This window comes from Gilvibacter sp. (assembly GCF_013214815.1).
Classification (GTDB): Bacteria; Bacteroidota; Bacteroidia; order Flavobacteriales; family Flavobacteriaceae; genus Gilvibacter.
Map to the genome: position 1 here is coordinate 1 of NZ_JABSPU010000038.1, position 26,342 is coordinate 26,342.

Consider the following 26,342-nt stretch of genomic DNA (forward strand, 5'->3'; position numbering starts at 1 on the left):
CTAGACCTGTGGATCCGCTAAAGCCAATGGAATCGCCTTGAACCACTAGATCATTCAGTTCTACAATGGCCCCATTTTGAGTGAGATGCATGTATTGGGCAAAGGTGTTATCACTGAGTTGGACCACCACCAAATTGTTGGGGAAATTGCCGTCTTGGCCACTTTCTTCTATATGGATCACACGGCCGGCTCTTACTGCCTTAACAAAGGTTCCAATATTCATATCAAAATCTACAGCAAATTGATCCGGTTCCCCGTCGGCATGAAAACTGCTGCTGCAATGCGTCAATCCTATATTATAAGATTTGCCGACAGGATAGGGCAGCACATAGGGTGATGTAGACCATTCTGGGTAATTGGCTTGGCCGCAAGAGGTGAGTTCAAAATCAACTTCTGGTATTCTGACCTCTCGTACAGGATCTCTTTTACTGCAGCCAAGAAGCAGAAGGCCTAAACATGTTATTGTTAGTCTTTGAATCATTGTTAGTTAGTTTCTGACAAAACGAATCTCTAACAATTAAGAGCGCTGCTGGTAAACGGTTATAATTATTTACTATTTCGGGATCCCAACTAAGGCGATTCGTGTTCCTGAAGGACTCACAGCAATACGACTGATGTCAGCGATCACATTAGCGTCTAGATCCGCAAATTTTTCCCAATCCTTTTTGTCAAAAGTGTCGTATACAAATAAACTGCTGTTGCTGCCCACGATCAATTGAGAATCATTCAGCCAGGCATAATCATTCACTCCAATGGGTAATTGAGTTACAAAAAAGCTCTCCAAACTGTCCATGTCTAACAGATATACATCTTGCTGTCCTTGTTCATTGGTGGCCGTATAGCTGACTGAGTTTTGCCCTGGAACTCTATGGAAACTGCGGCCTACATCTTTAAGCAGCGTATAGGTCTTTGCTTCATCTAATTTGTGAACAAAAAGGTTTAAGGTTTCGTCTTCAATATAGCAGCCCACGATCTGATTGGCATCGTAGAAGGTAAAATAAGCCACCATGAGATCAGGGATCAATACCGTGGATTTCCCGCTGCGCTCGTAGCGATACAAGCGCTGCAAACCTGTGGTGTCTAGGCGGACTGCAGCAATACCGCTCTCATCGGGCATAAGCTGAGGCGAATATTCTCCTCCAGCTAATGAACCGCCGGCAAGCATTTTACTCCCCATACGCGAGTGCATTTGAAAAATGTCTGTTTGTCCGTTGTTATTTCCAGCATATAACAAGAGGTTGTCTGTGCCAAAACTCGGTTGATTGTCATAACCCGGATCGTTGGAAAGATTTTGTAGACCATTGATGGTGGTACCTTCTTCATCTATGTCAATACTGGCAATAAAAACATCTGGATTGGTTTGTCCAAAAGCAAGACTTCCACAAAGTAGCGTGAGTAGGTATAGTATGCGATTCATGAGTGTTGTTTGCATAAAGATAGCAAAAACGAAGCCAAAAAAAAGCCGCCCCAACAGGGCGGCTCTATCACAATAATTAAAACCCTAATTTAAAAACTGTAATCGTTATCCTTGGCAACACGGGCAGCAATTTGCTTGCGCAAAGCCACCACGTTAGGATTGTTTTGATATTTAGTGAAACGCTTAAGTCCCATTAGCATCATGCGTTGTTCATCGCCCTCAGCAAAAGAGATGATCCCTTCTTTGGCCTTATCGTTTACAATGTTCACAGCATCGTATAAGTACAATTGCGTCATCGCGATCTGTTCCGTTTGAGAATCCAAACCAAAACGCTCAATGTTCTTCTCGGTGCGCAATACAGCAGATTCTGCCATATAGATCTCGATCAAGATATCTGCAGCGGACATCAAAAGCTGTTGATGCTCTTCCAATTGCGGTCCGAATTTTTGAACGGCGCTACCGGCTACCATAAGGAATACCTTTTTCAACTTGGCGATCATGGCTTTTTCCTCGCTCATTGGCGCGCTGTAGTCAGGAGTTTCAAAAGAAGGAATTCCAGTCAGTTCGTTTGCTACAGCCATTGCTGGGTTCAATAGGTCTACATGTCCTTTCATGGCCTTTTTAACTAACATGCCTACTGCCAACATACGGTTGATCTCGTTAGTTCCCTCATAGATTCTAGAGATACGAGCGTCTCTCCAAGCAGATTCCATTGGTGTGTCGGCGCTAAAGCCCATTCCTCCAAATACTTGGATCCCTTCATCAGTACAGTTCTGAATGTCCTCAGATACAGCAACTTTCAAAATAGAACACTCAATGGCAAATTCTTCTACACCTTTAAGCTCAGCTTCTTGGTGGGTATTTCCATCTTCTAGGCGGATGTTGATTCGATTCTCAATATCCTTAGCCGCACGGTAACTCGCAGACTCTCCAACATAACAACTAGTAGCCATGTTTGCGATCTTAGCCTGAATGGCTCCGAAGTTCATAATAGGAGTCTTGAACTGCACGCGCTCATTGGCGTATTTCACAGCTTCTCCAATCACACGACGTTGCGCATCCAAACAAGCAGCAGCCAATTTGATTCTCCCAACGTTCAAAGCGTTCATGGCGATCTTAAAGCCGTTTCCGCGTTCAGATAGCATGTTCTCTACAGGAACCTTAGTTTCATTAAAGAATACCTGACGAGTAGAAGAGGAGTGAATCCCGAGCTTGTGCTCTTCTTCTCCTAAAGTGATTCCGTTTGGATTCTCCGGATCGTATTCTACGATGAAACCGGTGATGTTCTTGTCGTCTTCAATTCGCGCAAATACAATAAAGGTAGAAGCAAAGCCAGCGTTGGAGATCCACATTTTTTGACCCGAGATCAAATAGTGTGATCCGTCTTGTGAAAGAACGGCTTTGGTCTTTCCAGAGTTTGCGTCAGATCCAGCTCCTGGCTCGGTCAAACAATAAGCTCCGAAAACCTCACCCATGGCCAATTGTGGCACATATTTTTGTTTTTGTTCTTCAGAACCATATAGGGTAATTGGCATGGTTCCAATCCCGGTATGCGCTCCAAAGGCAGTTGCCACAGATCCTGTAGCTCCAGAGATGTAATCACAAACCAACATGGTAGAAACGAAACCCATTCCTAATCCACCGTACTCTTCCGGTACAGCTACTCCTAAGAATCCTAGCTCTCCTGCTTTGCGCATTACAGACTCTGTCAAGGCATAGTCCTTCTTTTCAAATTGTTCTTTCTTGGGCCATACTTCACGATCCACGAACTCCTTTACGGATTCCTTCATCATTTGTTGCTCCTCAGAAAAATCTTCTGGAGTAAATACGTCCTGGCAAGAGGTCTCTTTTACGATAAACTGACCTCCTCGAATAATATCTTGCTTGTCTACTGTTTCCATGCCTTCTTAGTTTAAAAATTCGTAAATACCTGCAGCACCTTGTCCGGTTCCCACACACATGGTTACCATTCCGTACTTGCCTTTCATATCTCGTTTGCGCATCTCATCAAAGAGTTGCACACTCAGTTTAGCTCCGGTACATCCCAGAGGATGTCCTAGAGAAATAGCTCCACCATTTACATTGATGATCTCCTGATTCAATCCCAGCTCGCGAATCACAGCCAGCGATTGTGAAGCAAAGGCTTCATTGAGTTCAATGAGATCAATGTCTTCTTGCTTTAGGCCCGCTTGCTTTAAAGCCTTTGGAATGGCCTTTACCGGACCAATTCCCATAATTCTCGGTTCCACACCCGCAGCGGCAAAATTCACCATGCGTGCAATGGGTTCCAAGTTCAATTCCTTCACCATTTCCTCGCTCATCACCATAACAAAGGCAGCACCGTCACTCATTTGAGAAGAGTTACCGGCAGTCACGCTTCCGCCGTCAGCAAACACGGGGCGCAGCTTTCCTAAAACCGCTAAAGAAGTATCTGCTCTTGGGCCTTCATCTTTGTTTACCGTATAGCTTTTGGTTTCTTTTTTACCGGCAGCGTTCACATAGGTGTGATTAACTTCTATGGGAACGATCTGATCGTCAAAACGCCCTTCAGCTTGTGCTTTTAAAGCCTTTTGGTGGGAGTTGTAAGCAAACTCATCTTGATCTTCTCGAGATACTTTAAACTGATCAGCCACAGCTTCTGCGGTCAATCCCATTCCCCAATAATAATCTTCGTTTCCGTTCTTGGCCAAGCCGTAATCTGGAGTGGGTTTGTATCCGCCCATTGGAATGTAGCTCATGCTTTCTGCTCCACCGGCAATGATACAATCTGCCATACCGCTTTGGATCTTTGCCGTAGCCATGGCAATGGTTTCAATTCCAGATGCACAGTATCGGTTTACAGTTACTCCAGGAACATCTTCTACTTTTAATCCCATCAAAGAGATCAAACGCGCCATGTTCAAGCCTTGTTCTGCCTCTGGCATCGCATTTCCAACAATTACGTCGTCAATACGGGTTTTGTCCAGTTCCGGCAGCTCCTTCATCATGTACTCAATCGTTTCTGCTGCCAGTTCGTCCGGACGCTTAAATCGGAACAGTCCGCGAGGCGCTTTCCCCACGGCGGTTCTATATGCTTTTACTATATATGCTGTTTTCATCTTCTAGTTTCTTAATGGTTTACCCTTTTTCAACATATGCTCAATACGCTCTAACGTCTTGCGCTCGGTACAAAGGGATAGGAAGGCTTCACGTTCCAAATCGAGCAAGTATTGCTCGCTAACGCGTTGCGGCTCTGAAAGATCTCCACCGGCCATTACATAGGCCAATTTGTTGGCGATCTTTTTATCGTGCTCACTGATGTAGCGACCAGCTTCCATAGAATCTGTACCTACCAAGAACATACCTAAGGCTTGCTTTCCAAGAACTTTTACATCTGTACGTTGGATCGGCTTGGTATAACCACGATCTGCCATAATGCGGGCGTAAGCTTTAGCGGTTGCCAATTGGCGGTCTTTGTTGACCACTACAATGTCCTTTCCTTTTTGAAGGATTCCGGTATCGTAAGCTTCATAAGCAGAGGTAGCTACTTTTGCCATACCGATGGTCAAGAAATACTCCTGCAATACATTGAGTTCCACATCATTTTTGTGGAAGGTATCTGCTGCTCGAAGTGCCATTTCTTTACTACCACCACCTCCAGGGATCACACCCACACCAAACTCAACGAGTCCGATATAGGTTTCCGCAGCGGCTACAACCATATCAGCGTGCAGCGATAATTCACAACCTCCACCCAGTGTCATTCCATGAGGAGCAACTACTGTTGGGATGGAAGAATAACGCATGCGCATTACCGTGTCTTGGAAGTATTTAATAGCAGCGTTGAGCTCGTCATATTCCTGCTCTACGGCCATCATAAAGATCATTCCAATATTGGCTCCTACAGAGAAGTTCGCCGCTTGGTTTCCAACTACCAATCCGTCAAAATCCTTTTCTGCAATGTCTACGGCCTTGTTTAATCCGGCGAGTACATCACCACCAATGGTGTTCATCTTGCTTTGGAATTCTACGTTGAGGATTCCATCGCCTAGATCTTCAACAACAACGCCGCTGTTTTTAAAGACCTCTTTGGATTTTCTGATGTTGTCCAAGATGATAAAGGCATCTTGTCCTGGAATTTTTTGCTGTGACTTTTGGTCACGATCATAGCTGTACGTAGCTCCGTCAACCACGGAGTAGAAGCTGTCGCTTCCGCTGTCTCGCATTTCTTGAACCCATGCAGCTGCTTCTAATCCTTCTGCTGCGATGAATTCTAAACCTTTGTCTACACCAATGGCATCCCAGATCTGGAAAGGCCCGTGTTCCCATCCGAATCCCGCCTTCATGGCGTCATCAATTTTATAAAGCTGATCAGTGATCTCTGGTACGCGGTGAGAAACATAGGCAAAAAGTGCCGCCAAGGTCTTGCGGTAGAACTCACCAGCCTTGTCTTTTCCGCCAACCAAAACTGGCCAACGATCAATGACTTTATCAATGCTTTTGGTCAATTCTAGGGTCCCAAAGGAAGCGCGTTTTTTAGCGCGGTATTCCAGGGTGTTTAGATCCAAGGAAAGGATCTCACTAGAGCCGTCTTCTTTCTTTACTTTTTTGTAGAACCCTTGTCCGGACTTGCTTCCTAGCCACTGATTTTCCATCATAGTGTTGATGAAATCGGGCAAAACAAAAAGTGGTTTGCGTTCATCATCCGGGCAGTTGTCTGCAATTCCGTTGGCTACATGTACCAAAGTATCTAGCCCCACAACATCTACCGTTCTAAAAGTGGCAGATTTTGGACGACCAATTACCGGTCCGCTCAATTTGTCAACTTCTTCAATGGTCAGGTCCATTTCCTTAACCATATGGAACAAGCTCATAATGCTAAAGATCCCAATACGGTTCCCGATAAAGGCTGGGGTATCTTTGGCAACTACTGAGGTCTTTCCTAAATACTGTTCTCCATAGCCGTTCAAGAATTCCAAAACCTCTGGATTGGTCTTTGGTCCAGGAATGATCTCAAAGAGTTTCAGATATCGCGCAGGGTTGAAGAAGTGTGTTCCACAGAAGTGTGCTTGGAAATCCTCGCTGCGCCCCTCACTCATAAATTTGATTGGGATACCTGAAGTATTCGAGGTAATCAGCGTTCCTGGTTTTCTGTATTTCTCCAGATTCTCAAAAACTTGCTTTTTGATGTCCAGACGTTCTACAACCACCTCAATGATCCAATCTACCTCGCTTACTTTCGCAATATCATCTTCCAAGTTTCCAGTTGTGATTCTGCTGGCGAAGCTTTTGTGATAAAGCGGAGCTGGCTTAGACTTGATAGCCTTAGTCAAGGCATCATTAACCATGCGGTTTCTAACTACCTTGTCTTCTAAGCTTAGGCCTTTGGCTTGTTCTTTTTCGTTGAGTTCGCGTGGAACTATGTCTAAAAGCAGAACTTCAACTCCAATGTTGGCAAAATGACAAGCGATTCCGCTTCCCATGATCCCGGAGCCAATGACTGCTACTTTATTAATGGTACGTTTTGCCATTTAGGATACAATTTTTTTGTCGTTGTATATTTTCTTTGATTGAATGAGTTCTAGGATGTTGTTGGCCACGCGCATGAAGGTTGCAAAGTCTTCCTTGTTCACAGTTTCTTTTACAGCTTCATCAAAAGTGATCACAACTTGTTTGGAGTAATCGCGCATTTCGCGTCCAAAATCCGTTAAGTGAATTAAAACACCACGGCCGTCCAAAGGATTGGGTCTGCGTTCTATCAAACCTTTTTCTTCCATAGTTTTTAAGGTGCGAGAAAGGCTAGTAGCCTCCATGCCCATTTTGGGCCCTAGGGCCGTAGAGGGAGTGCCTTCTTCAGGATCTATGCTGATTAGCGCAAATCCCGTAGCCATGGTTGAACCCTTTTTTCCGGCTTCTTCATTATACATTTTGGCAACCGCCATCCAGGTGGCGCGCAAAATATAGTCAATGGTCTTTTCCTTCATTTGGATAAAATTTCATTCCAAAGATAAGGAAAAATACTATGCATGCATAATAAATATTTCTAAAAAGTATTTGAGTAAGCGGTTGACCAAGCTTACAAGGAGTGGACGCGCTTTAGGTCTAGGAATTCTGTTTTGAAGGAATTTTCAGAACGATTCTCTTTGGCGATCGTTTTGTTCTTGATGAGCTGTAACCAGCGCTCCTGCGAAGGGCTTAAGATATACGTGGGATCTATGCCTTGCCCAATTAAGCTGTTGATCTTGGTACGTTGTACTTCGCTTAAAGGCAAGTAGCGGTATAAGGAGCGTTGTAGGTAATAGTCTTCATCATTAAGCGCTGCGCGGAATTTTGCATTTCCAATAATTGGGCTGATGCTGTTGCGTTGGGCAAAAGCGTCAATGGCGTCTTTGGAGATTTCGTCCTTATTATAAGTAACCTTTACTACCTCACGTCCGCCTGAAAAACCGGCCTCAGTTTTTACCACTCCAGTTAAAGATCCTAAAGCTTTTTCACCAGACCAAAAGCAATACATGCTGTAAACAGCCTGCTTTGTATTGTCTGGGCGCAGTTGTAATTCCTCTGCGAGAATTTCCATATAAGCTGGCGGTGTAATTTGTTCTTTAAGCAATGCTTTTTGCATTCCTTGATACAGCCCCAAAGCTGTATAATTCCCAGAATACGATTCACTAGATTCTCTCCGCTGGCATTTACAATACGAACCACCGGATTGTTCCAACTGGGTTCGCGGTATTTTTTAAGCACGGCAGCATCTTTTCCGCCTTTGTTATTAAAGATGGCCAAGGGGATGAATTCATTTTCTATAGCTTCTGAAAGCAGCGGATGAGAAAGCACCTTGTTACCGTAGTTTCTGCAGGTGGCACAACCAGGTACTTCTTGAAATAATATCAAAACTGGCTTGTGTTGTGCTTTTGACGCGGCCAGTGCCTCATCGTAGTCGCGGTACCAACTGATGGCGCCGAGTTCTACATTCTGATTAAAGGCTTCGGTACGGGTTTGGCTAAAACTATAGGGGAGACTGCCGAGACTCATCAGCAGTATTAAAAAGATCTTTCTCATAGGTAAAAAAATAAAGGTGCAGAACGTTCCACACCTTTATTGAGTCTTTAATAAGGAGCAAGTCCTTACACTACAACTTAAATTTATGGCTTGTCGTAGATCTTATTATAAAGGTCCATATACTTTTCTTTGATCACTTTTCGACGCATTTTCATAGTAGGAGTGAGGTGACCTTCTTCAATACTCCAAACCTCTGGAGTAAGCTCAAACTTTTTGATCATCTCCCATTTTCCAAAACGCTGGTTGTATTTGTCCACTTCCTTTTGGATGCGCTTGATCAGCTTAGCTTCTTGGATCAAAGCGGCCGGGTCAGCTGGTAGGCCTTTTTCTTTGCGCTCATTCCAATCGGCAATGAATTCAAAATTCGGCTGAATGAATGCAGCTGGCATCTTTTCCCCGTCACCAATTACCATGATCTGCTCAATGAAGCGCGATTGCTTCATCACATTTTCAATAAGCTGAGGCGCAATGTATTTTCCTCCGGATGTTTTGAACATTTCCTTCTTACGATCCGTGATCTTTAAGAAACCATCAGCATCTACCTCTCCAATATCACCGGTGTGGAAGTAACCGTTTTTCAGAACCTCTGCAGATTTTTCAGGATCCTTGTAATATCCCATCATCACCTGTGGTCCTTTAACCAGGATCTCGCCGTCTTCTGCAATCTTCACTTCGGTGTCTGGCAATACTTTTCCAACGGTTCCAATTCGTAAACCGCCGTTACGCATATCGTTCACAGAAACTACTGGAGAGGTCTCGGTAAGACCGTAGCCTTCAAAAACAGGGCAGCCAGCAGCATTGAATACACGTGCTAAACGCGGTTGCAAGGCAGCAGAACCTGAGGCAATGGCTTGCAGGTTTCCTCCAAGAGCTTCTTGCCACTTGCTAAAGATTAGTTTGCGGGCAATTCCCAACTTAAACTCATACCATCCACCATTGGCGCGGTAAGGTTTCCATTGAAGGCCCAATGATACAGCCCAGAAGAACAATTTCTTTTTCACTCCTGTAAGGTCGGTGCCTTTGGCAATGATCTTATCGTATACTTTTTCTAACAGACGCGGAACTGCAGACATTACTTGTGGCTGCACTTCCTTTAAATTGTCACTAATGGTTTCCAGCGACTCGGCAAAATAAATTCCCGTACCGGTGTACTGATACATATACATGAGCATACGCTCATAAATGTGACAAACCGGTAGAAAACTCAAGGCTTTAGCAGATCCTTGAACTATCGGCAAGCGGGTTGAACTATTGATGGCGTTGCTCACAATATTGCTATGACTCAACATAACTCCTTTAGGCTTGCCAGTAGTTCCAGAGGTGTATATTAAAGTGGCTAGGTCAGATTCCTTTACCGCGTCCATACGTTTTTGAACTTCCACCTGATTGGAATCGTCGGCTCCGAGTTCTAAAACTTGGGTCCAGTTGTCACAACCGTCAATGCTGTCAAAAGAGTAAACTCCCTTTAGGGTTGGAACTTGATCTTTGATCTTATTGATCTTCTCCAAAACCTCTTGACAAGAAACAAAACAGTATTTGGATTCACTGTGATTGAGTACGTAAGCGTAATCTTCTTCTGAGATGGTTGGGTAGATCGGCACATCCTGAGCACCGAGTTGTAAGATTCCAATATCGCAAATATTCCATTCGGTGCGATTGGTCATGGAGATCAAAGCGACTTTATCACCACTGTCTACTCCCAAACGCAGCAAACCACGACTAATGGCATTGGCTTGATCTACGTATTCTTGGGTTGATGTTTTTGTCCAGTTGCCGGCTTTTTTGGTCACTAGCGCATCTTCGCGCGGCAGGTTTTCCAGTTGGTAATAGGGGAAGTCAAAGAGTCTCTTAATTTCTGTCATAGTTCGTTTCTGCTAGATTTCTTGCAAATTACAAAAAAATACAGCCATTTTTTGCCATACCCTTAAATGCACCTTTATAAGGCGTGGGTAAATTGACGATTCCCTAAAAACTAGGGAATTAGCCCTCCATATTTTGCTCCAACCACTCGCGCGCATTCACAAAGGCTTGTAGCCATGGAGTCACCTTATCGTCTCTGTCTGCTGGGTAGTGCCCCCAGTTCCAAGGGAAGGTAGAGCGTTCTAAGTGAGGCATCATCACTAAGTGGCGTCCGCTATCATCACACATCATGGCCGTGTTGTAGTCAGAACCGTTTGGATTTGCCGGAAGTCCTTCATAGCCGTATTTGGCAACGATATTGTAGGCGGACTCTGCTTTAGGTAAAGCAAATTTACCTTCACCGTGAGCAGCCCAGATTCCCAAAGTGCTGCCCTTAAGTCCTGCAAGCATCACTGAAGGGTTTTCCTGAATGGTCACAGAAGTAAAGCTACATTCAAACTTGCCCGTTTCATTATGATGCATCTTAGGTTTCTCATCGTGATCTGGATTGATCACGCCGAGTTCCACAAAGAGCTGGCATCCGTTGCACACTCCTAAAGAGAGGGTGTCTTTTCTAGCGAAGAAGTTATCCAACGCAGCTTTGGCCTTTTCGTTGTAAAGGAAAGCGCCAGCCCATCCTTTGGCAGAGCCCAATACATCACTGTTGGAGAATCCGCCAACCGCTCCAATGAACTGAATATCCTCTAAGGTTTCGCGTCCGCTGATTAGGTCGGTCATGTGAACGTCCTTTACGTCAAAACCAGCCAAATACATGGCGTTTGCCATTTCACGCTCACTGTTTGAGCCTTTTTCACGAATGATGGCTGCTTTGATTCTAGGCTTCGCCGGATCGATCTCAGGAAGCGCTCCGGTGAAATCCGCAGGGAATTCAAAATTCAGCGGTTGATTTTTATAATTGTCAAAACGTGCCTTGGCATTGTCTGCTCCACTTTGTTGACGGTCCAAAAGGTAAGAGGTCTCATACCACGCATCGCGTAATTCGTTAACATTAAAACTCAAGGAATCTCCCTTAAAGTTCACGTCCAATTGTGCAGTTTGACGAACTGACCCAAGTTTCACAAATGAAACACCGGCGGCATTCAAAGCGCTCTCAACAGCATCGTTTTCCGCAGCTTGGATAACAACCCCGCAGTTTTCAGCGAAGAGTGCTGTTGCAAAATCTGCAGCATTTAAATCGCTTAGGTCTAGATCAGCTCCCAAATCACGATCGGCAAAACACATTTCGGCCAAAGTAGTGATCAATCCACCAGAACCAATATCATGGCCCGCAGCGATCTGGTTCGCTCTAATCAACTCTTGTAGGGTGTTGAAGGCTGTTTTTACATAAGCCGCGTCTGCCACATCCGCAGGGGTCTTTCCTAAAGCAGAACGTGTCTGAGCAAAGGAAGAACCGCCCAAGGCAGCTGCAGTTTTTGAAAAGTCTATGTAGTACACACTGCCCGCATTTTTCTGCAGGACAGGCTCCACAACCTTAGTAATATCATCACAATGACCCGCGGCAGAGATGATCACCGTTCCCGGTGACAATACTTCGCGGTCTTTGTATTTCTGTTTCATGGAAAGCGAATCCTTTCCGGTAGGTACGTTGATTCCCAGATCAATTGCAAAATCAGAAACCGCTTTAACGGCTTCATACAAGCGTGCATCTTCTCCAGGGTTGTTACAAGGCCACATCCAGTTTGCAGATAGTGACACTCCGCTCAAACCGTCTTGGATAGGCGCCCAAAGAATATTGGTCAATGACTCAGTAATGGAATTGCGACTTCCTGCTGCCGGGTTTAATAAACCGCTCACCGGGGAATGACCAATGGCTGTAGCAACACCCTCTTTGCCCTTGTAATCCAGCGCCATCACGCCACAATTGTTCAAAGGCAATTGCAATGGTCCTGCGCATTGTTGCTTGGCTACGCGTCCACTTACACAGCGGTCCACTTTATTGGTCAACCAATCTTTACAGGCAACCGCTTCTAAGTACATCAGTTCAAAGACGTATTGTTTTAAAGCTGACGGCTCATAGGAGATCGCATTGAAATCTTGATCGATTCGCTGATCTTCCATGATGGTCTTTGGCGAGCTTCCAAACATATCACTCAGCATAAAGTCCATAGGTTTTTGGCCCGACTTACTGCCTTCAAATTTAAAGCGATGGTCATCGGTAACTTTCCCCACCTTATACATTGGAGATCGTTCACGATCCGCAACTTGTTTTAATATATCGGCATCTTCACTGCCAATGACCAAGCCCATACGTTCTTGTGACTCGTTACCGATCAGTTCTTTAGCCGATAGGGTAGGGTCTCCTACTGGCAGTGCGTCAAGATCGATATGACCTCCAGTTTCTTCTACCAATTCTGACAGACAGTTCAGGTGTCCACCAGCTCCGTGATCGTGAATAGATACGATCGGGTTGTCTTTGCTTTCGATCATACCGCGAATGGCATTTGCGGCACGTTTTTGCATTTCTGGGTTGGAGCGTTGGATCGCGTTGAGTTCAATACCGCTGCTGAAGGCTCCGGTATCTGCGGATGAAACCGCTGCACCTCCCATACCGATGCGATAATTCTCACCTCCTAGAATAACGATCTCGTCATCTTTGGACGGAGTGGCTTTAATAGCCTGTGATTTCTTTCCATAACCGATTCCACCGGCCAACATGATCACCTTGTCAAAACCAAGAATGCGAGCATCTTCTTCATGCTCAAAAGTTAGGACAGACCCCGCAATAAGAGGTTGTCCAAATTTATTTCCAAAATCTGAAGCTCCGTTTGAAGCCTTGATCAAGATGTCTAAAGGCGTTTGATACAACCAATCTCTGGCATCAATCTCTTGTTCCCAGGGGCGTGTCTCGTTCAGGCGAGAGTAAGCCGTCATATAAACTGCGGTTCCTGCTAATGGCAAAGATCCTTGCCCTCCGGCCAAACGGTCGCGAATCTCTCCACCAGAACCTGTAGCAGCTCCGTTAAAAGGCTCTACAGTAGTTGGGAAGTTGTGCGTCTCGGCTTTGAGCGAGATCACAGATTCAAAATCCTCCTGTTGGTAGTAAGAAGGAACTTCCGGACGCTCTGGCGCAAATTGGGTAACTTCTGGTCCTTCAATAAAGGCCACGTTGTCCTTGTAAGCAGAAACGATCTTGTTGGGATGTGTTTCTGATGTCTTTTTGATCAGTTTAAATAAACTGCTGTCTTGCTCTTGACCGTCAATCACGAATGTTCCGTTAAAGATCTTGTGGCGGCAGTGTTCACTGTTTACTTGTGAGAACCCAAATACCTCACTGTCGGTAAGCGGCCTGCCCAATCGATCAGTCAATTCTTCTAAGTATTGGATCTCATCATCACTCAAGGCTAAACCTTCGCTGGCATTAAAAGCGGCGATGTCTGTGATCTCTTTGATGGATTCCGGTTGGATGTCAATGGTGAATAAATCCTGATTCAAGCTGTTGAATTTTTGACTCAACATGGGGTCAAAATCTTCAAAATTGTCTGCTACGGATTCATACTGTTCAATTCGAATGATGCCTGAAAGCCCCATATTCTGGGTAATCTCTACAGCATTGGTGCTCCACGGACTTACCATGGCAGCTCTTGGACCAATAAAATTACCGCTAACGGCAGTACCCTCGATTCGAGATCGGTTGCCAAAAAGCCAGGTTAATTTTTGCAGGTCAGATTCTTGAAAGTCAGAAGTAGCTTGAACGGCGAAAACGGTGGTAGCATCGCCAAAAAAATGAATCATAATACGGCCGGATTAACGTACAATTGCAGTGCAAAGGTACGTCAATTCCCGAAAATTTTTCGCCTCTAAACCCAGAAGATTTAGTGAATAATTAACCGTTTTACTAACTGTTTTTCAGCGTCGGTCAATCGAACCAAATAGACACCAGAATTAAGGCTTGAAACGTCTAAAGTACTGCCTTGAAAATCATCATGGGAAAGTACCAATTGTCCACTTACAGAATAAACCTGAATTGCAGTTACAGGCAGCGTACTGCTGATGTTCAAGGTTCCGCTGTAATTCGGGTTCGGGTAGAGTACCAGTGGATTGGTGGTGAAATCTGCAGTGTTAAGCAGTCCCCAGCGATCTTCTGCCGTGTCACCTCCCCAAATAATGGTTGCCAACACAGGATTGTCAATAAAGGGGTTTCTGTTGCCATAAGCAGATTCTAAGAATTCATTGCGTTGATCCTCATAAAAACTCACTGGGTCTTCCACGTTCCATTCCAAAAAGAGCTGTAGCATTTGTGTGCTACCTTCGGTTGGGCCAGTGCCCATTAAGGCCGGAAGACAACGACTTCCGTAGCGCGTATACATATACATCATCATACGGGCCACATCGCCCTTCCATTCATCTCCAGGATACCAGTTTCCTCCACTGATCACCCCGGCGTTTCCGCTACTGTCTCCGAAACGGCGGTTTCCTTTGTTGTTATTCATTTGCTGATCAGAGGCACGGAGGTTGTGCGGATCGGCGCCTATTCCTGTAGTACTGCTGCTCACATCTCCCATGGTTGGATCTGCGTTAGAGCGGGCAAAAACATGCTCGCGATTGTACTCGCATTCCATTCCGCCAAAAAGACTTTTGTTACGCGTACGATCCGTGGTACAGTTACCATCGGAATCATTATAGCCATAAACCAAAAGCACTTCACTGCTGTTGGACGGGTTCTCGTCCGTTGATAGCAAGGCGTTACGCGCATCGGTATAATTAAAAGTGCTGCTCGCATCGCTGATCTTGGTCTGTAACTCGTTGTAAAGCGCGTTACCAGTCAAAGTCAGGTCAACATCATCGTAATACGGCTGTTGGGCCAGAGCAAGACTCGTAAAAAATAATAAGGCAAGGCTAAAAATGGATCTCATTTTAGTTCGATTTGGTAAGTAGGCACATATAAAATCCGTCGTATCCGGTCTTACTAGGCCAAAGTGTTTTGTCCGTTTCTTTTTTAAATCCTTCACCAGCTTCTGAGGCTAGGAATTTTTCAATTTGCAGCTGATTCTCTGCAGGCAAGATGGAGCAGGTGGCATAGACCATTTTCCCTCCAGGTTTAACCATACGTGAATAGCGACTTAAGATATCAGCCTGAAGCGCTTGAACCTCTTCCATGAATTCTGGTGAGAGTTTCCATTTGCTATCCGGATTGCGTTTAAGCACGCCCAAACCGCTGCAAGGTGCATCAATCAGCACGCGATCTGCTTTTCCGTAAAGTTTTTTGATCACTTTAGGCGAGTCGATAAAACGTGTCTCAATATTATGGGCTCCAGCTCTACGAGCGCGACGTTTGAGTTCCGCCAATTTAAAATCATAGATATCCGTGGCGATGATCTGCCCTTTGTTCTCCATCAGCGCTGCTAAATGCAAGGTTTTACCACCGGCACCAGCGCAGGCATCTACCACGCGCATTCCGGGTTGAACATCCAAAAGTGGAGCCACTTGCTGGGAAGAAATATCTTGAACCTCAAACCAGCCTTCTTTAAATATCGGTAAGGAGAATACGTTGGTACGCTCTTCTAAAACCAAAGCGTCAGGGGCTATTTTTTTAGACTGGGTGCGGATCTCTGCATCCTCTAAAGCGTCTTTTAGTTGGGTTTTATTGGTTCTGAGGGTATTGGTACGGAGTACCACATCAGCTTGCTGATTCAGGGCCTTGATCTCCTCTTCCCATTGTCCTCCTAATTGTTCTAATCCCATAGCATCTAACCAATCTGGAATAGACTCACGATAAACGCGCTCGTTTTTAAGTTCGTCAAACTTCCCGCGGATTCTGCGAACTGGAGTTCCTTCCAACTGAGGCCAGTTTGGGAGACTGTGTCCTTTGTGGACCGCCCAAACTGCAAAGAGTCTAAAGAGGTCTTCCCGAGAATACGGCGCCTTAACATCTGCGGCCTTGGCATACAAGCGTTGCCAGCGCACTATGTCGTAAGTAGTTTCTGCGATAAAGCCACGATCTCTTGAACCCCAACGTTTGTCACGTTTTAAGGTTTGCTTGAGGACTTTATCGGCTTGTTTTTGCTCATTGAAGATCAGCTTTAAGCTGTCTAAGGTGGCGAAAACCAGATTTCTATGGAATCGTACTTCTGTTTTCATTGTCGCTGCAAAAGTAGCCTTATTTATGAACAAGCCTACTACAGGATCGCTTAAATTATCATTATTAATCGTGCCGATGCTTTACTCTATATTTGCACTTAAATTCTTTTGATCCATGATTAGAACCTCGCTTAGCCTGTTGATCTTTTGTTTAGCGTTTATTTCCTGCACAGATTCTAGTGCGCCAGAATTTACCCGTATTGAAGCTAGCGCTGTTTTTAGAGACAGTATCAGCATTCGCGCCATTGCTGCGGTGAACGATTCCACGGTTTGGTTTGCGGCAAATAATGGAAAGATTGGGGTGGTAGAAGGGCAGGTTCCTAAACTGGCAACAGTGAGTTATCAAGATTCGCTTTTGGCCTTTAGATCCATTGCCAAAACCAGCGATGCGGTTTTTGTACTGTCGATTGCAAATCCAGCAGTCTTGTATAAAATCGGTTTAGAAGGAACCAATCCTACCTTTATAGAGGACGTTTACACAGAAACGCATCCAAAAGTATTCTATGACGCTATGGCCTTCTGGGACGATCAAAACGGGATTGCTATGGGAGACCCAACAGACGGTTGTTTGTCAGTAATATTAACCACAGACGGCGGAAACTCTTGGAACAAAGTTCCTTGTGACCGATTGCCTGAAACTGCTGAAGGAGAAGCGGCTTTCGCCGCAAGCAATACCAATATTGCCGTTTATGGAGACACTGCTTGGTTGGTCTCTGGAGGGAAACGAGCTCGAGTTTTTAAAACTACAGACCGCGGCAATTCCTGGGAAGTCTATGAAACTCCAATTGTGGAAGGTCAGGCCATGACGGGAATTTATTCGGTTTCTTTTTTAGATGCGAACAACGGAATTATTTTCGGAGGTAATTGGGAGGCCAAAACAGAGAATGGCGGTAATAAGGCCGTGACTACAGACGGCGGGAAGACTTGGAAGCTGATCAGTGATCAAGCGGGGCCGGGTTACCGATCTTGCGTGCGTTATGTTCCCAACACCAAAGGGAAGGGGATAGTGGCTGTTGGAATTCCAGGGGTATCTTATTCTAATGATGGAGGCGATTCTTGGATCGATCTCACTGAAGAATCCTACTACAACATTCAGTTTGTCAATGATACCACAGCTTTTGCCAGTGGTTACGGCAAGATCGATAAGCTCGTCTTCAAATAAAAAAAAGCGAACCCTTGAGGTCCGCTTTTGATTTAGTTCTTGCGACGATTTTGCATGGCTTGCAAGAGACGTCTTTTAAATTCTTCTTCTGCACGTTTGAGGCGTAATATCTGTTGAGGTGAGACGACTCCTTTTAAATTGGCCACGAGTTTTTTACGTTCGTTGAGCATCTCTTGTTCCCAATTCATCAAATTCTCGATCAAGGCATAGGCATCATCATCTGAAATGGAACCACCACCAAGTCTAACTTGACGCAGGGCTTCTCTTTGCTGACGCCTGATGTTTTCCATGGCCTTTTCTGACTGATTGTAAATGGGCCAAAACTTTTGAGCTTGCTCTGCGCTCAGGTCTAAGGCATTGGTGATAAACGCCGTTTTTTGCGCTTCAATCTCCCCGGGATTGGGCCTTTGTCGCTGCGCCTCGGCAGAGAAACTACTCAGCAGTAAGCAAAAGATAAATATGTAGTATAGTTTTTTCATAGTGTCTGTCTTTAAAGTAAGGAAACTATCATTCCTCGTAGGTGGTTATTAAATCAATATCGTCAAGGTTGTCTAAAAGGTAGGTCTCGATGGATTCATCCGTTAATGATTCATCACTAAACAAGCTGCTTTCCAAATCCTCCTCAGAGACAAAGTCTATCAAATCAGCATCTGTAAATGCAATAGCATCACTGTTTACGTAAGCTTCAAGAGTATCTGTATCTATATTGTCAAATGCTAAAGTATCGGTGGTGGTATTTCCAGAATTAGTCACCAAACTCACGATCAATACTACAGCTGCAGCTACAGAGGCTACCGCGAATAAGCTACGTCTGCTAAATAAAGAGATCACCTTGGGTTCTGGCTTTTGCAGTTGAGCAATCACTTTGGGCGCTAGGGTCTCGAAATAAGCTTCTGGAGTCACAAAACCAGGTGTGGTTACCAGTTCGCGAAGTTCTTCTTCGGCAATACGAGCCTGTACGCTGGCCTCAAAGCCTTCAAAGTAGCCTTCAGGGATTCCGTAGGGATTTGTATTGTTATGTGAGTTTTCCAAGTTCATGATACTGCTCTTATGACTCTTTTTGTTATCAAAGGTTTAATCTGCTTTTAAGTGAGCGGTTATTTTTTTTACGGCGATGTGATAGGAACTTTTTAAGGCTCCCACAGAAGTGCCCAGAATCTGAGACATATCGTCGTATTTCATATCGTCAAAGTACTTCATATTAAAAACCAACTGCTGCTTTTGCGGCAATTCTGCTATGGCTTGTTGTAATTTAAGCTGAATTTCATTTCCTTCAAAATAAGGATCGGCGGCCAGGTTTGCTACAGCCTGTTGTTGCACTTCCTCATTACCGGTCTCCATGCGTTTGGCTTTCTTGTTGAGAAAGGTGATGGCCTCATTGGTGGCAATTCGGTACATCCAGGTATAGAGTTTACTTTCTTCTTTAAAGGAGTCTATACTGCGGTACACTTTAATAAAGGTGTTCTGAAGCACATCATCGGTGTCATCATGGGAATACACCATTTTACGGATATGCCAATACAAGCGCTCCTTGTATTGCTTCATCAGAGTGCTGAAGGCAGCCTCCCGGGTTTCGGGAGCCTTTAATTCCGATACTAAAGTAGATTCAGCGATCAATGGTAGTGGTTTACCCTTATGACTACAAGGTATCAAAAAGGTTTAATCTAGGGTCTAAAATTTATTCTCGGCAGCAATTAATAGTAGCGAAATAGGTGAATGCTGTAGTCCAAAATAAGGGAAACACATAAAAAAACAGATAAAACGTTAAAAATCATCGATAAAATGCAATAAATATTTTTTTGTAGGAAAAATATTTCTACATTAGCCGTCAAGAACATTCTTCTGTTCGCTAAATGTAGCCCCAACTACTTTAGTTATTTTACGAAAACGGGCTTACCGCGGGGGTTTGCCCGTTTTTATTTTGTCTACGCTCAAGATTTTTTGTTCTCTTAGTTTGATAAGTTGTTTGTAGGAATATTTAAACTATTACAAACAAAATATCGATGAAATGCACAAAAAACAAGATAAAAAGCAATATTTTTTTGGAAAATTAAAACCCACTTCCTACATTTACACTGTTGTTAATTAAATCATACTGCTGTTGTGAGCCCCAAATACGGCAGCAGTTAAAAAAAAGAGCAGATCATCCGATCTGCTTTTTTTTTGTTTATATGTGATTGGTAGATTAAGCTCCCAGAGACTGCATGGAAACTAAACTGTGATAGATCCCTTTTTTATCTAACAACTGCTGGTGAGTTCCTTGCTCAGCAATTTCTCCCTTTTGCAATACTACAATATGATCAGCATTCTGAATGGTAGACAAACGGTGTGCTATTACTATGGAAGTTCTGTTTTGCATCATATTCTCCAATGCATCCTGAACCAAACGTTCGGATTCGGTATCTAGGGCCGAGGTGGCTTCATCCAAAACCATGATCGGCGGGTTCTTTAAAACAGCACGAGCAATACTCAGTCGTTGTTTTTGTCCTCCGGAGAGTTTATTACCGGCATCACCAATATTGGTTTCAATGCCTTGCGGTAAGTCTTTTACAAATTCCCAAGCATTGGCAACCTCCAGCGCGCGATGCACTTCTTCATCTGTGGCATCTGGCTTTCCTAATAGTAGGTTGTTTTTAATCGTGTCATTAAATAGGATGGAATCTTGTGTGACCAATCCCATAAGCCCTCGCAGGGAAGCTTTGGTTAAATCTTGAATATCGGCTCCATCAATACTGATGTCTCCCTTGTTGACATCGTAGAAACGTGTCACTAGGTTGGCAATGGTAGATTTTCCACTACCAGATTGCCCCACCAAAGCAACGCTTTGCCCTTTTTTAACCTCTAAATTGAAGTCCTTGAGCACATAGTCATCCTCATATTTGAAGGAGATATTGTTCAAGCTGATGTTTTGCTGGAATTCTTCTTTATCAATGGCGTTGGGTTTGTCTTCCAGTGATGACTCTGTGTTTAGGATCTCTAAAACGCGCTGAGCGGCTGCGTTTCCGCGTTTTACACTGTAGCTCGCCTTACTGATCGCTTTGGCCGGAGTGAGGATGTTATAGGCCAATCCCATATAAGCGATAAAATCACTTCCGTCCAAAGTGCCATCGATCAAAACCATACGTCCACCAAACCAAAGCAGAATAGCAATCACAAAGATCCCTAGGAATTCAGAAGTTGGTGAGGCGAAGTTCTGTCTGTTCAGCAGCTTATTAGAAAAGTTGTAAAAACGCATCGTAGAGGCCTGAAATTTTTTATTAAAGGCTCCTTCACCGTTAAATCCTTTGATCACTTTCAATCCGCCCAAAGTTTCTTCCACTATAGAAAGGAAGGTTCCTTGTTCTGCTTGAACACGATCGGACTTTCGCTTTAATGATTTTCCGATGCGGGAAATGATGAATCCTGAGATCGGAATGAACACAAAGACAAAAATAGTCAGCTTGCCGCTAATGAGCAGCATAGTAATTATGGTGAACAAAATGGTCAGCGGCTCTCTTACGATCAACTCCAAAATAGAAAGGAACGAATGCTGAATCTCCTGAACATCATTAGAAATTCTAGCAATAGTGTCTCCTTTGCGTTTCTCAGAATAAAAGGCAATGGGCAGTCGTGTGATCTTGTCAAACAGGGCGTTGCGCAGATCCTTCAAAACACCGTTGCGCAAGAAAGTGATGAAATACATCGCCAAATAATTGAAGATATTCTTGAAGAAGAACATCACGATCACCAGACCGATCACCAAGATCAAGGCCTTTGAGGCATCGTCTTGAGCAAACTGATCCACCTGATAGGCCATATACTCCTTAAAGTAATCTACGGTGTCAGCAATACCCGTGTACTCCGGCTTTTTGGCGGTTCCCGGCTGTCCATTGACAAGCTCATTTTTAAAGAGCACGTCCAACATTGGAATCAGCGTGACAAATGATAAGGCGCTGAAAAGTGCGTAAAAGATATTACACACTATATTCCCCAAAGCGAAGCGCTTGTAGGGGCGCGCGAAAGAGATAATCTGTTTAAAATAATGCACTAGCGCAGATTGAATTGAGCTGCAATGCGATCCATTTTGTCTAGCAATGCGGCTTGCGTTTTACGATAATTGCCTTCCCAGGGCGCATTGGCGCTGAGATAGAATTTGATCTTGGGTTCGGTACCACTTGGGCGGGCGGCCACTTTGGTACCTTGGTCTGTCCAATAGATCAAAACGTTCGACTTTGGCATGTCGATGGGGGTTTGGGAACCGTCTGGGTGTGTGCTAACGCTGTGTTGATAGTCGTCAACGCGCATTACGGCTTCTCCAATAATTTCTTTTAAAGGGGTTTCTCTTAGGGACTTCATCATGGCTTGAATCTCTTCTGCACCAGATTTGCCTGGTTTTACAAAGGAGATCAATTCTTCCTGATAAACTCCGTATTTTTTATAAAGCTCCACAGCGTAATCCAACAAGGTTTCGCCTTTGGCCTTTTGTTGAGCTGCAATCTCACAAGCTAACAAACTAGCGGTTACGGCGTCTTTATCGCGAACAAAATCGCCCACCATAAATCCAAAACTTTCTTCCCCGCCACCAATTAGATTGCGTTCGGGCATGTCCTTGACCATTTTGGCAATCCATTTGAATCCCGTCAAACCGAGTTCGCACGACATGCCGAAATCCGCAGCCATAACGCCCATCATGGGAGTAGAAACAATGGTGGAAGCGATGTAATCTTCTGATTGAATTCCGCTGCTGGCTGCCTTTTGCGCCAACAAGAAGTGTGTTTTGATGACCATGGCTTGATTGCCATTCAAAATGGTCATCTTTCCATTTTCATCACGCACTGCAATTCCTAAACGGTCCGAATCTGGATCCGTCCCAATGACCACGTCCGCTCCAGTGTCCTCAGCTATTTGTATAGCCATAGAAAGGGCTTCGGGCTCTTCTGGGTTAGGAGATTTAACTGTTGGGAAATCTCCATCAGGTGTGGCTTGAGCTTCTACGATCTGCATTTGCGAATAACCCGCACGCGTCAATACTTCTGGAATCACGGTAACTGAAGTTCCGTGTAAAGGGGTAAAAACCACCTTCAAGGCTGCTCGCTGTTCTGGCGTGGTATCTTTCATCCCGTTCGCTAAAGAAGCAGCTATGAAAGCCTCGTCCAGTTCAGTATCTATATTGTGGATCAAATCTGCATTACCTTCAAATTGAATGTCGGTATAGGCCAATTCATTGATCACTGCAATGATCTCTTTGTCTTGCGGCGGCACCAATTGACCTCCATCTTGCCAATATACCTTGTAACCGTTGTATTCCGGTGGATTGTGCGATGCTGTCAAAACAATTCCGCAGTGACAGTTCAAATGCTTTACGGAAAAAGAAAGTTCCGGCGTAGGGCGCAGGTCCGAAAACAAAAACACCTCGATCCCGTTGGCAGAAAATACATTCGCTACTTCTGCAGCCAAGCTTTTACTGTTGTGACGACAATCATAAGCAATAGCCACTTTTAAAGACTCTCCCGGGAATACCTTTTTGAGATACTGGGATAGTCCTTGGGTGTTCTTGCCTAAGGTGTATTTGTTGATCCGGTTGTCACCCGGTCCCATAATTCCACGCATACCACCAGTTCCAAAAGCTAAATTCTTGTAAAAGGAATCTTCCAAGCCTTTGGGGTCGCTTGCGATCATCTCTTTGATCTCCTGTTGTGTAGTTTCATCAAAAAACGGAACCAACCATTGGTTCACGCGCTCTAAAATTTCTGGTGCTATGTAAATCATTGCTATGAAATATTAACAAAGGTACAATAATCGCCCTGTTAGGGACACTTTTTTAGAAAAGCTTAAAACTCTTGTTGGATTGAAATTGGAGGGGTAAATAGAGTAAACGTCTATCGGATTTACCAAAAATAACACAATCCTTCGGTATTTTCGAGTACCAACCTATGAACAATGAAAAAATTGCTATTACTAATCGTGGGCGGATTGCTATTTGTGCAATGCTCCGATGATGACAAAGCCATTGATCTCGTTTTTGAAGGCGTGACCAACGGCTCCTTTCTACGCACCGTAGATTTTGTCCAAGCCGATTTTAATATCAACGATCCCGAAAGTCGTTTCAACGCTGTTTTGGAACAACAAGACGTTGAGGAAGGTGACTTATTACGAGAGATCGAGGTTTATGCTCAATATATAGATCGTGATTCAGATAACGGCAATGTTCCAGATACTGAGGTTCTTTTTGATGTCATTAAAAAAGAAGACATTGAAACGGGGCCCGTTGGATTACCGAGATTTAATCTCGATTACAGTTTAAATGAGGTTTTGACTGCTTTGTCTGTACCGCTGTCCGCATCCAGTTGTGGGGACCAAATTGTTTTGCGTCTTTTGATTCGCTTAGAGGATGAACGCACCTTTACAGTAGGTAGTGGCGCTTCTTGTATTATTGCTTTTGAAACTTTCTTTAGTTCGCCTTATCGGTATGCAATTCCATTGGTGGAGCCCATTGCTTCTGAGTTATTCACAGGAACCTACCGATACAGTAGTGTGGTGGATGGTCCCTTCGGACCTACTTTTGGTCCACCTCATTTAGTACAAATTACTACAGGAGCCAATCAAAACGTGAGGGAGATCCGTTTTCCGGGTCCGCCAGAATCACCAACCAACGGCCGTCCGCGCGTGTTCTATTTTACGGTGGGTTGTAATGAATCCTTCTTTTGGGAAAATCAACTGCGCAAGCTCAATGCCAATTGTAGTGAGCGGGCTGACGATATCCTTTTGGGACCTGATAGTGAGAACGCCTCTTTAGACCCCTTGGAAGATTCTGTGTTCGAATTATGGCTTGTGGAAGGCTATTTAGGATTTGACGGCAGTACCGGAGTAGGTACCGTTCCATCGCGAATCCGCCTTGATAAACAGTAATAAAAACCAAATCTGATCCTTATATTTAACCAAAAATTGCACCCTTTGAAACGCGTAGTATTCCTAAGTTTACTCTTACTCGTGAGCCTAGCTCATGGGCAACGTGAAGCCGCCAATTGGTTTTTTGGCAGCAATGCGGGCTTGGATTTCAATTCCGGAGAACCTGTGCCGCGTTTGGACGGCGTTCTCAATACTGTTGAGGGTTGCGAGACCATTTCAACACCAGAAGGTACCTTATTATTCTACACAGAAGGGCGTAATGTTTGGAACCGTATTCACGAGGTCATGCCCAACGGTGAAGATCTAAACGGAAGTTTTTCGGCTACACAATCGGCTTTGGTAATTCCCCAGCCGGGTACTACCAATCTGTATTATATTTTTACTTCTGATGTGGTTCAGGCCTATCAAGATGGTGGAGCTGGAAACGGTTTTAACTATTCTGTGGTCGATATGAATCTGGCCGGAGGTTTAGGTGATGTCACAGAAAAAAATATGAATCTTTTGCCTCAGGGTTCCGAAAAGATTACTGGGGTCCGTGCCGCAGACGGTGAGAATTACTGGGTGATCACTCACTTTGAAAATCGATTCTATGCTTATTTTGTTGACGATACGGGATTGAATCCTACTCCGGTAATTTCAACAATTGGTCCCAATATCAATGATTTCAATAATATTCGAGGGGCGATAAAATCTTCTCCGGATGGAGATAAACTAGCGGTCGCGCACTCCATATTCCAGCCCAACTTTACGGGACAGTTCCTTTTGTATGATTTCAATACAGAAACGGGAGTGGTGAGTAATGAATTAGTTTTAGGAACCGACTTGGTGTTTTATGGGGTAGAATTCTCTGCGGATTCTTCCAAGCTTTATGCCAGTGGAAAGACCATTAACGGAGATACTGGAGCAACCGAGAATATCAACATCATTCAGTATGATCTCGAAGCCCCAGATGTTGTGGCTTCGCGATTTACGGTGGCCGATATTCCCAATCCCTTCATTAGTGATTTGGCCGGGACCCTGCAGATCGCTATTGATAAAAAGATCTATCATTCTATTCCGAATAACAACCTTTCGGTGATCCGAACTCCAAATTTCCCACGTTTAGATAGTGATTTTAGGTTGTATGATACCGATCTGGGTGGACGTTCCACCAAATTTGGATTACCGCCATTCATTCAGTCTTTTTTTGAAAGTATTGTAGATATTGAGAATTTCTGCTTGGGAGATGAGACGGCATTCACCATCACTTCTGATGAACCCATAGTGGCAGTCAATTGGAACTTTGGCGATCCGGCCAGTGGGGCGGCAAATACCTCCACTTTGATCAATCCAACACATATTTTTAGTGGCCCGGGGGTCTACACAGTGACTTTAGATGTGGAGTACGAGACGCGTCCGACCCAACGTTATATTGAATTTGTAGAGATAGGGGATGCCCCTATTGTCAATAGCGGAGTGCAACTTGTACAATGTGATATTGATGGTGTTGACGATGGGATCTCTCGTTTTAATCTCAATGAAGCTTTGACAGAACTTATCGGGGATCCTCGCGGGTTTACAGTGAATTTCTTTAGAACCTTAGCCGATGCCGAGAATAATGAAAATGCGCTACCAGAGATTGGCTATGAGAATGAATTTAACGGGCAGGTAGTCTATGTGCGTGTTTTTGAAAATGCGCTCTGTTTTGCTATCGCGCCAGTGACCTTGATCGTAGAACCTATGGCTTATGCCGGAGATGTCACCCTAGTGGCATGTAATCGCAGTGACAATCCAGATTTTGAAGCTATTGTGGATCTAGTGGATTTTGAAGCTCAACTCTTGGAACTCTATCCAGGAGCG

Annotated in this window: 20 protein-coding genes; 3 read left to right on the plus strand and 17 right to left on the minus strand. The window is 44.3% G+C overall.

The genetic code is table 11. The features are described from left to right. The 12 genes from HRT75_RS08965 to HRT75_RS09020 all read right to left on the minus strand — a co-directional run. Window positions 1-481: M23 family metallopeptidase (locus tag HRT75_RS08965; RefSeq protein ID WP_291185431.1), on the minus strand; the 481-nt coding region annotated here is incomplete at its 3' end. Between the two features lie 72 nt (window positions 482-553). Then, window positions 554-1,417, minus strand: a complete 864-nt coding sequence (locus HRT75_RS08970) for a hypothetical protein (RefSeq protein ID WP_291185434.1) — start codon at window positions 1,415-1,417, stop codon at window positions 554-556. A gap of 89 nt (window positions 1,418-1,506) precedes the next feature. Next, window positions 1,507-3,318: an acyl-CoA dehydrogenase family protein gene (locus HRT75_RS08975; protein WP_291185437.1), complete on the minus strand. Its 1,812-nt coding sequence runs from the start codon at window positions 3,316-3,318 to the stop codon at window positions 1,507-1,509. A 6-nt stretch (window positions 3,319-3,324) separates the two neighbouring features. Further along, window positions 3,325-4,515 (minus strand): acetyl-CoA C-acyltransferase, encoded by a 1,191-nt coding sequence (locus tag HRT75_RS08980; RefSeq protein WP_291185440.1) that lies wholly within the window; start codon window positions 4,513-4,515, stop codon window positions 3,325-3,327. A gap of 3 nt (window positions 4,516-4,518) precedes the next feature. Beyond that, window positions 4,519-6,927, minus strand: coding sequence for a 3-hydroxyacyl-CoA dehydrogenase/enoyl-CoA hydratase family protein (locus HRT75_RS08985; RefSeq protein WP_291185443.1), 2,409 nt, complete (start codon window positions 6,925-6,927; stop codon window positions 4,519-4,521). Then, entirely contained in the window at window positions 6,928-7,380 is a 453-nt protein-coding gene (locus HRT75_RS08990; protein ID WP_272833277.1) for a MarR family transcriptional regulator, read from the minus strand. A gap of 92 nt (window positions 7,381-7,472) precedes the next feature. Beyond that, window positions 7,473-7,910, minus strand: coding sequence for a hypothetical protein (locus tag HRT75_RS08995; RefSeq protein ID WP_291185448.1), 438 nt, complete (start codon window positions 7,908-7,910; stop codon window positions 7,473-7,475). Beyond that, on the minus strand, window positions 7,877-8,455 hold the full coding sequence (locus HRT75_RS09000) for a thioredoxin family protein (protein ID WP_291185451.1): 579 nt from the start codon (window positions 8,453-8,455) through the stop codon (window positions 7,877-7,879). The genes HRT75_RS08995 and HRT75_RS09000 overlap by 34 nt, the downstream gene beginning before the upstream one ends. Window positions 8,456-8,538: 83 nt before the next feature. Further along, window positions 8,539-10,317 (minus strand): long-chain fatty acid--CoA ligase, encoded by a 1,779-nt coding sequence (locus tag HRT75_RS09005; RefSeq protein ID WP_291185453.1) that lies wholly within the window; start codon window positions 10,315-10,317, stop codon window positions 8,539-8,541. 118 nt (window positions 10,318-10,435) lie between these two features. Then, entirely contained in the window at window positions 10,436-14,107 is a 3,672-nt protein-coding gene (purL, locus tag HRT75_RS09010; RefSeq protein ID WP_291185455.1) for a phosphoribosylformylglycinamidine synthase, read from the minus strand. Between the two features lie 80 nt (window positions 14,108-14,187). Then, entirely contained in the window at window positions 14,188-15,228 is a 1,041-nt protein-coding gene (locus HRT75_RS09015) for an endonuclease (protein WP_291185457.1), read from the minus strand. A gap of 1 nt (window position 15,229) precedes the next feature. Beyond that, window positions 15,230-16,453, minus strand: coding sequence for a methyltransferase domain-containing protein (locus HRT75_RS09020; RefSeq protein ID WP_291185459.1), 1,224 nt, complete (start codon window positions 16,451-16,453; stop codon window positions 15,230-15,232). A gap of 115 nt (window positions 16,454-16,568) precedes the next feature. On the opposite strand from HRT75_RS09020, the gene HRT75_RS09025 reads away from it, so the two are divergent. Next, window positions 16,569-17,615 carry an oxidoreductase gene (locus HRT75_RS09025; RefSeq protein WP_291185462.1) on the plus strand — a complete coding sequence of 349 codons (1,047 nt, stop codon included), beginning with the start codon at window positions 16,569-16,571 and terminating at the stop codon, window positions 17,613-17,615. A gap of 32 nt (window positions 17,616-17,647) precedes the next feature. Here the strand turns inward: HRT75_RS09025 and HRT75_RS09030 are convergent, their stop codons facing one another. From HRT75_RS09030 to HRT75_RS09050, 5 genes are all read right to left on the minus strand, one after another. Then, the gene (locus HRT75_RS09030) at window positions 17,648-18,094 is read right to left on the minus strand and encodes a Spy/CpxP family protein refolding chaperone (RefSeq protein WP_291185464.1); all 447 of its coding nucleotides are present in this window, start codon (window positions 18,092-18,094) and stop codon (window positions 17,648-17,650) included. Between the two features lie 28 nt (window positions 18,095-18,122). Next, window positions 18,123-18,653 (minus strand): hypothetical protein, encoded by a 531-nt coding sequence (locus HRT75_RS09035; RefSeq protein ID WP_291185468.1) that lies wholly within the window; start codon window positions 18,651-18,653, stop codon window positions 18,123-18,125. Between the two features lie 36 nt (window positions 18,654-18,689). After that, complete coding sequence (locus HRT75_RS09040) at window positions 18,690-19,232, minus strand: RNA polymerase sigma factor (RefSeq protein ID WP_291185471.1); 543 nt, start codon at window positions 19,230-19,232, stop codon at window positions 18,690-18,692. Between the two features lie 568 nt (window positions 19,233-19,800). Next, complete coding sequence (locus HRT75_RS09045) at window positions 19,801-21,642, minus strand: ABC transporter ATP-binding protein (protein WP_291185474.1); 1,842 nt, start codon at window positions 21,640-21,642, stop codon at window positions 19,801-19,803. Next, on the minus strand, window positions 21,642-23,363 hold the full coding sequence (locus HRT75_RS09050) for a phospho-sugar mutase (protein WP_291185477.1): 1,722 nt from the start codon (window positions 23,361-23,363) through the stop codon (window positions 21,642-21,644). The genes HRT75_RS09045 and HRT75_RS09050 overlap by 1 nt, the downstream gene beginning before the upstream one ends. Before the next feature lie 171 nt (window positions 23,364-23,534). Here HRT75_RS09050 and HRT75_RS09055 point away from each other — a divergent pair, with 171 nt between their 5' ends. Beyond that, on the plus strand, window positions 23,535-24,503 hold the full coding sequence (locus HRT75_RS09055; protein WP_291185481.1) for a hypothetical protein: 969 nt from the start codon (window positions 23,535-23,537) through the stop codon (window positions 24,501-24,503). Window positions 24,504-24,548: 45 nt separating this feature from the next. After that, window positions 24,549-26,342: PKD domain-containing protein (locus HRT75_RS09060; protein ID WP_291185486.1), on the plus strand; the 1,794-nt coding region annotated here is incomplete at its 3' end.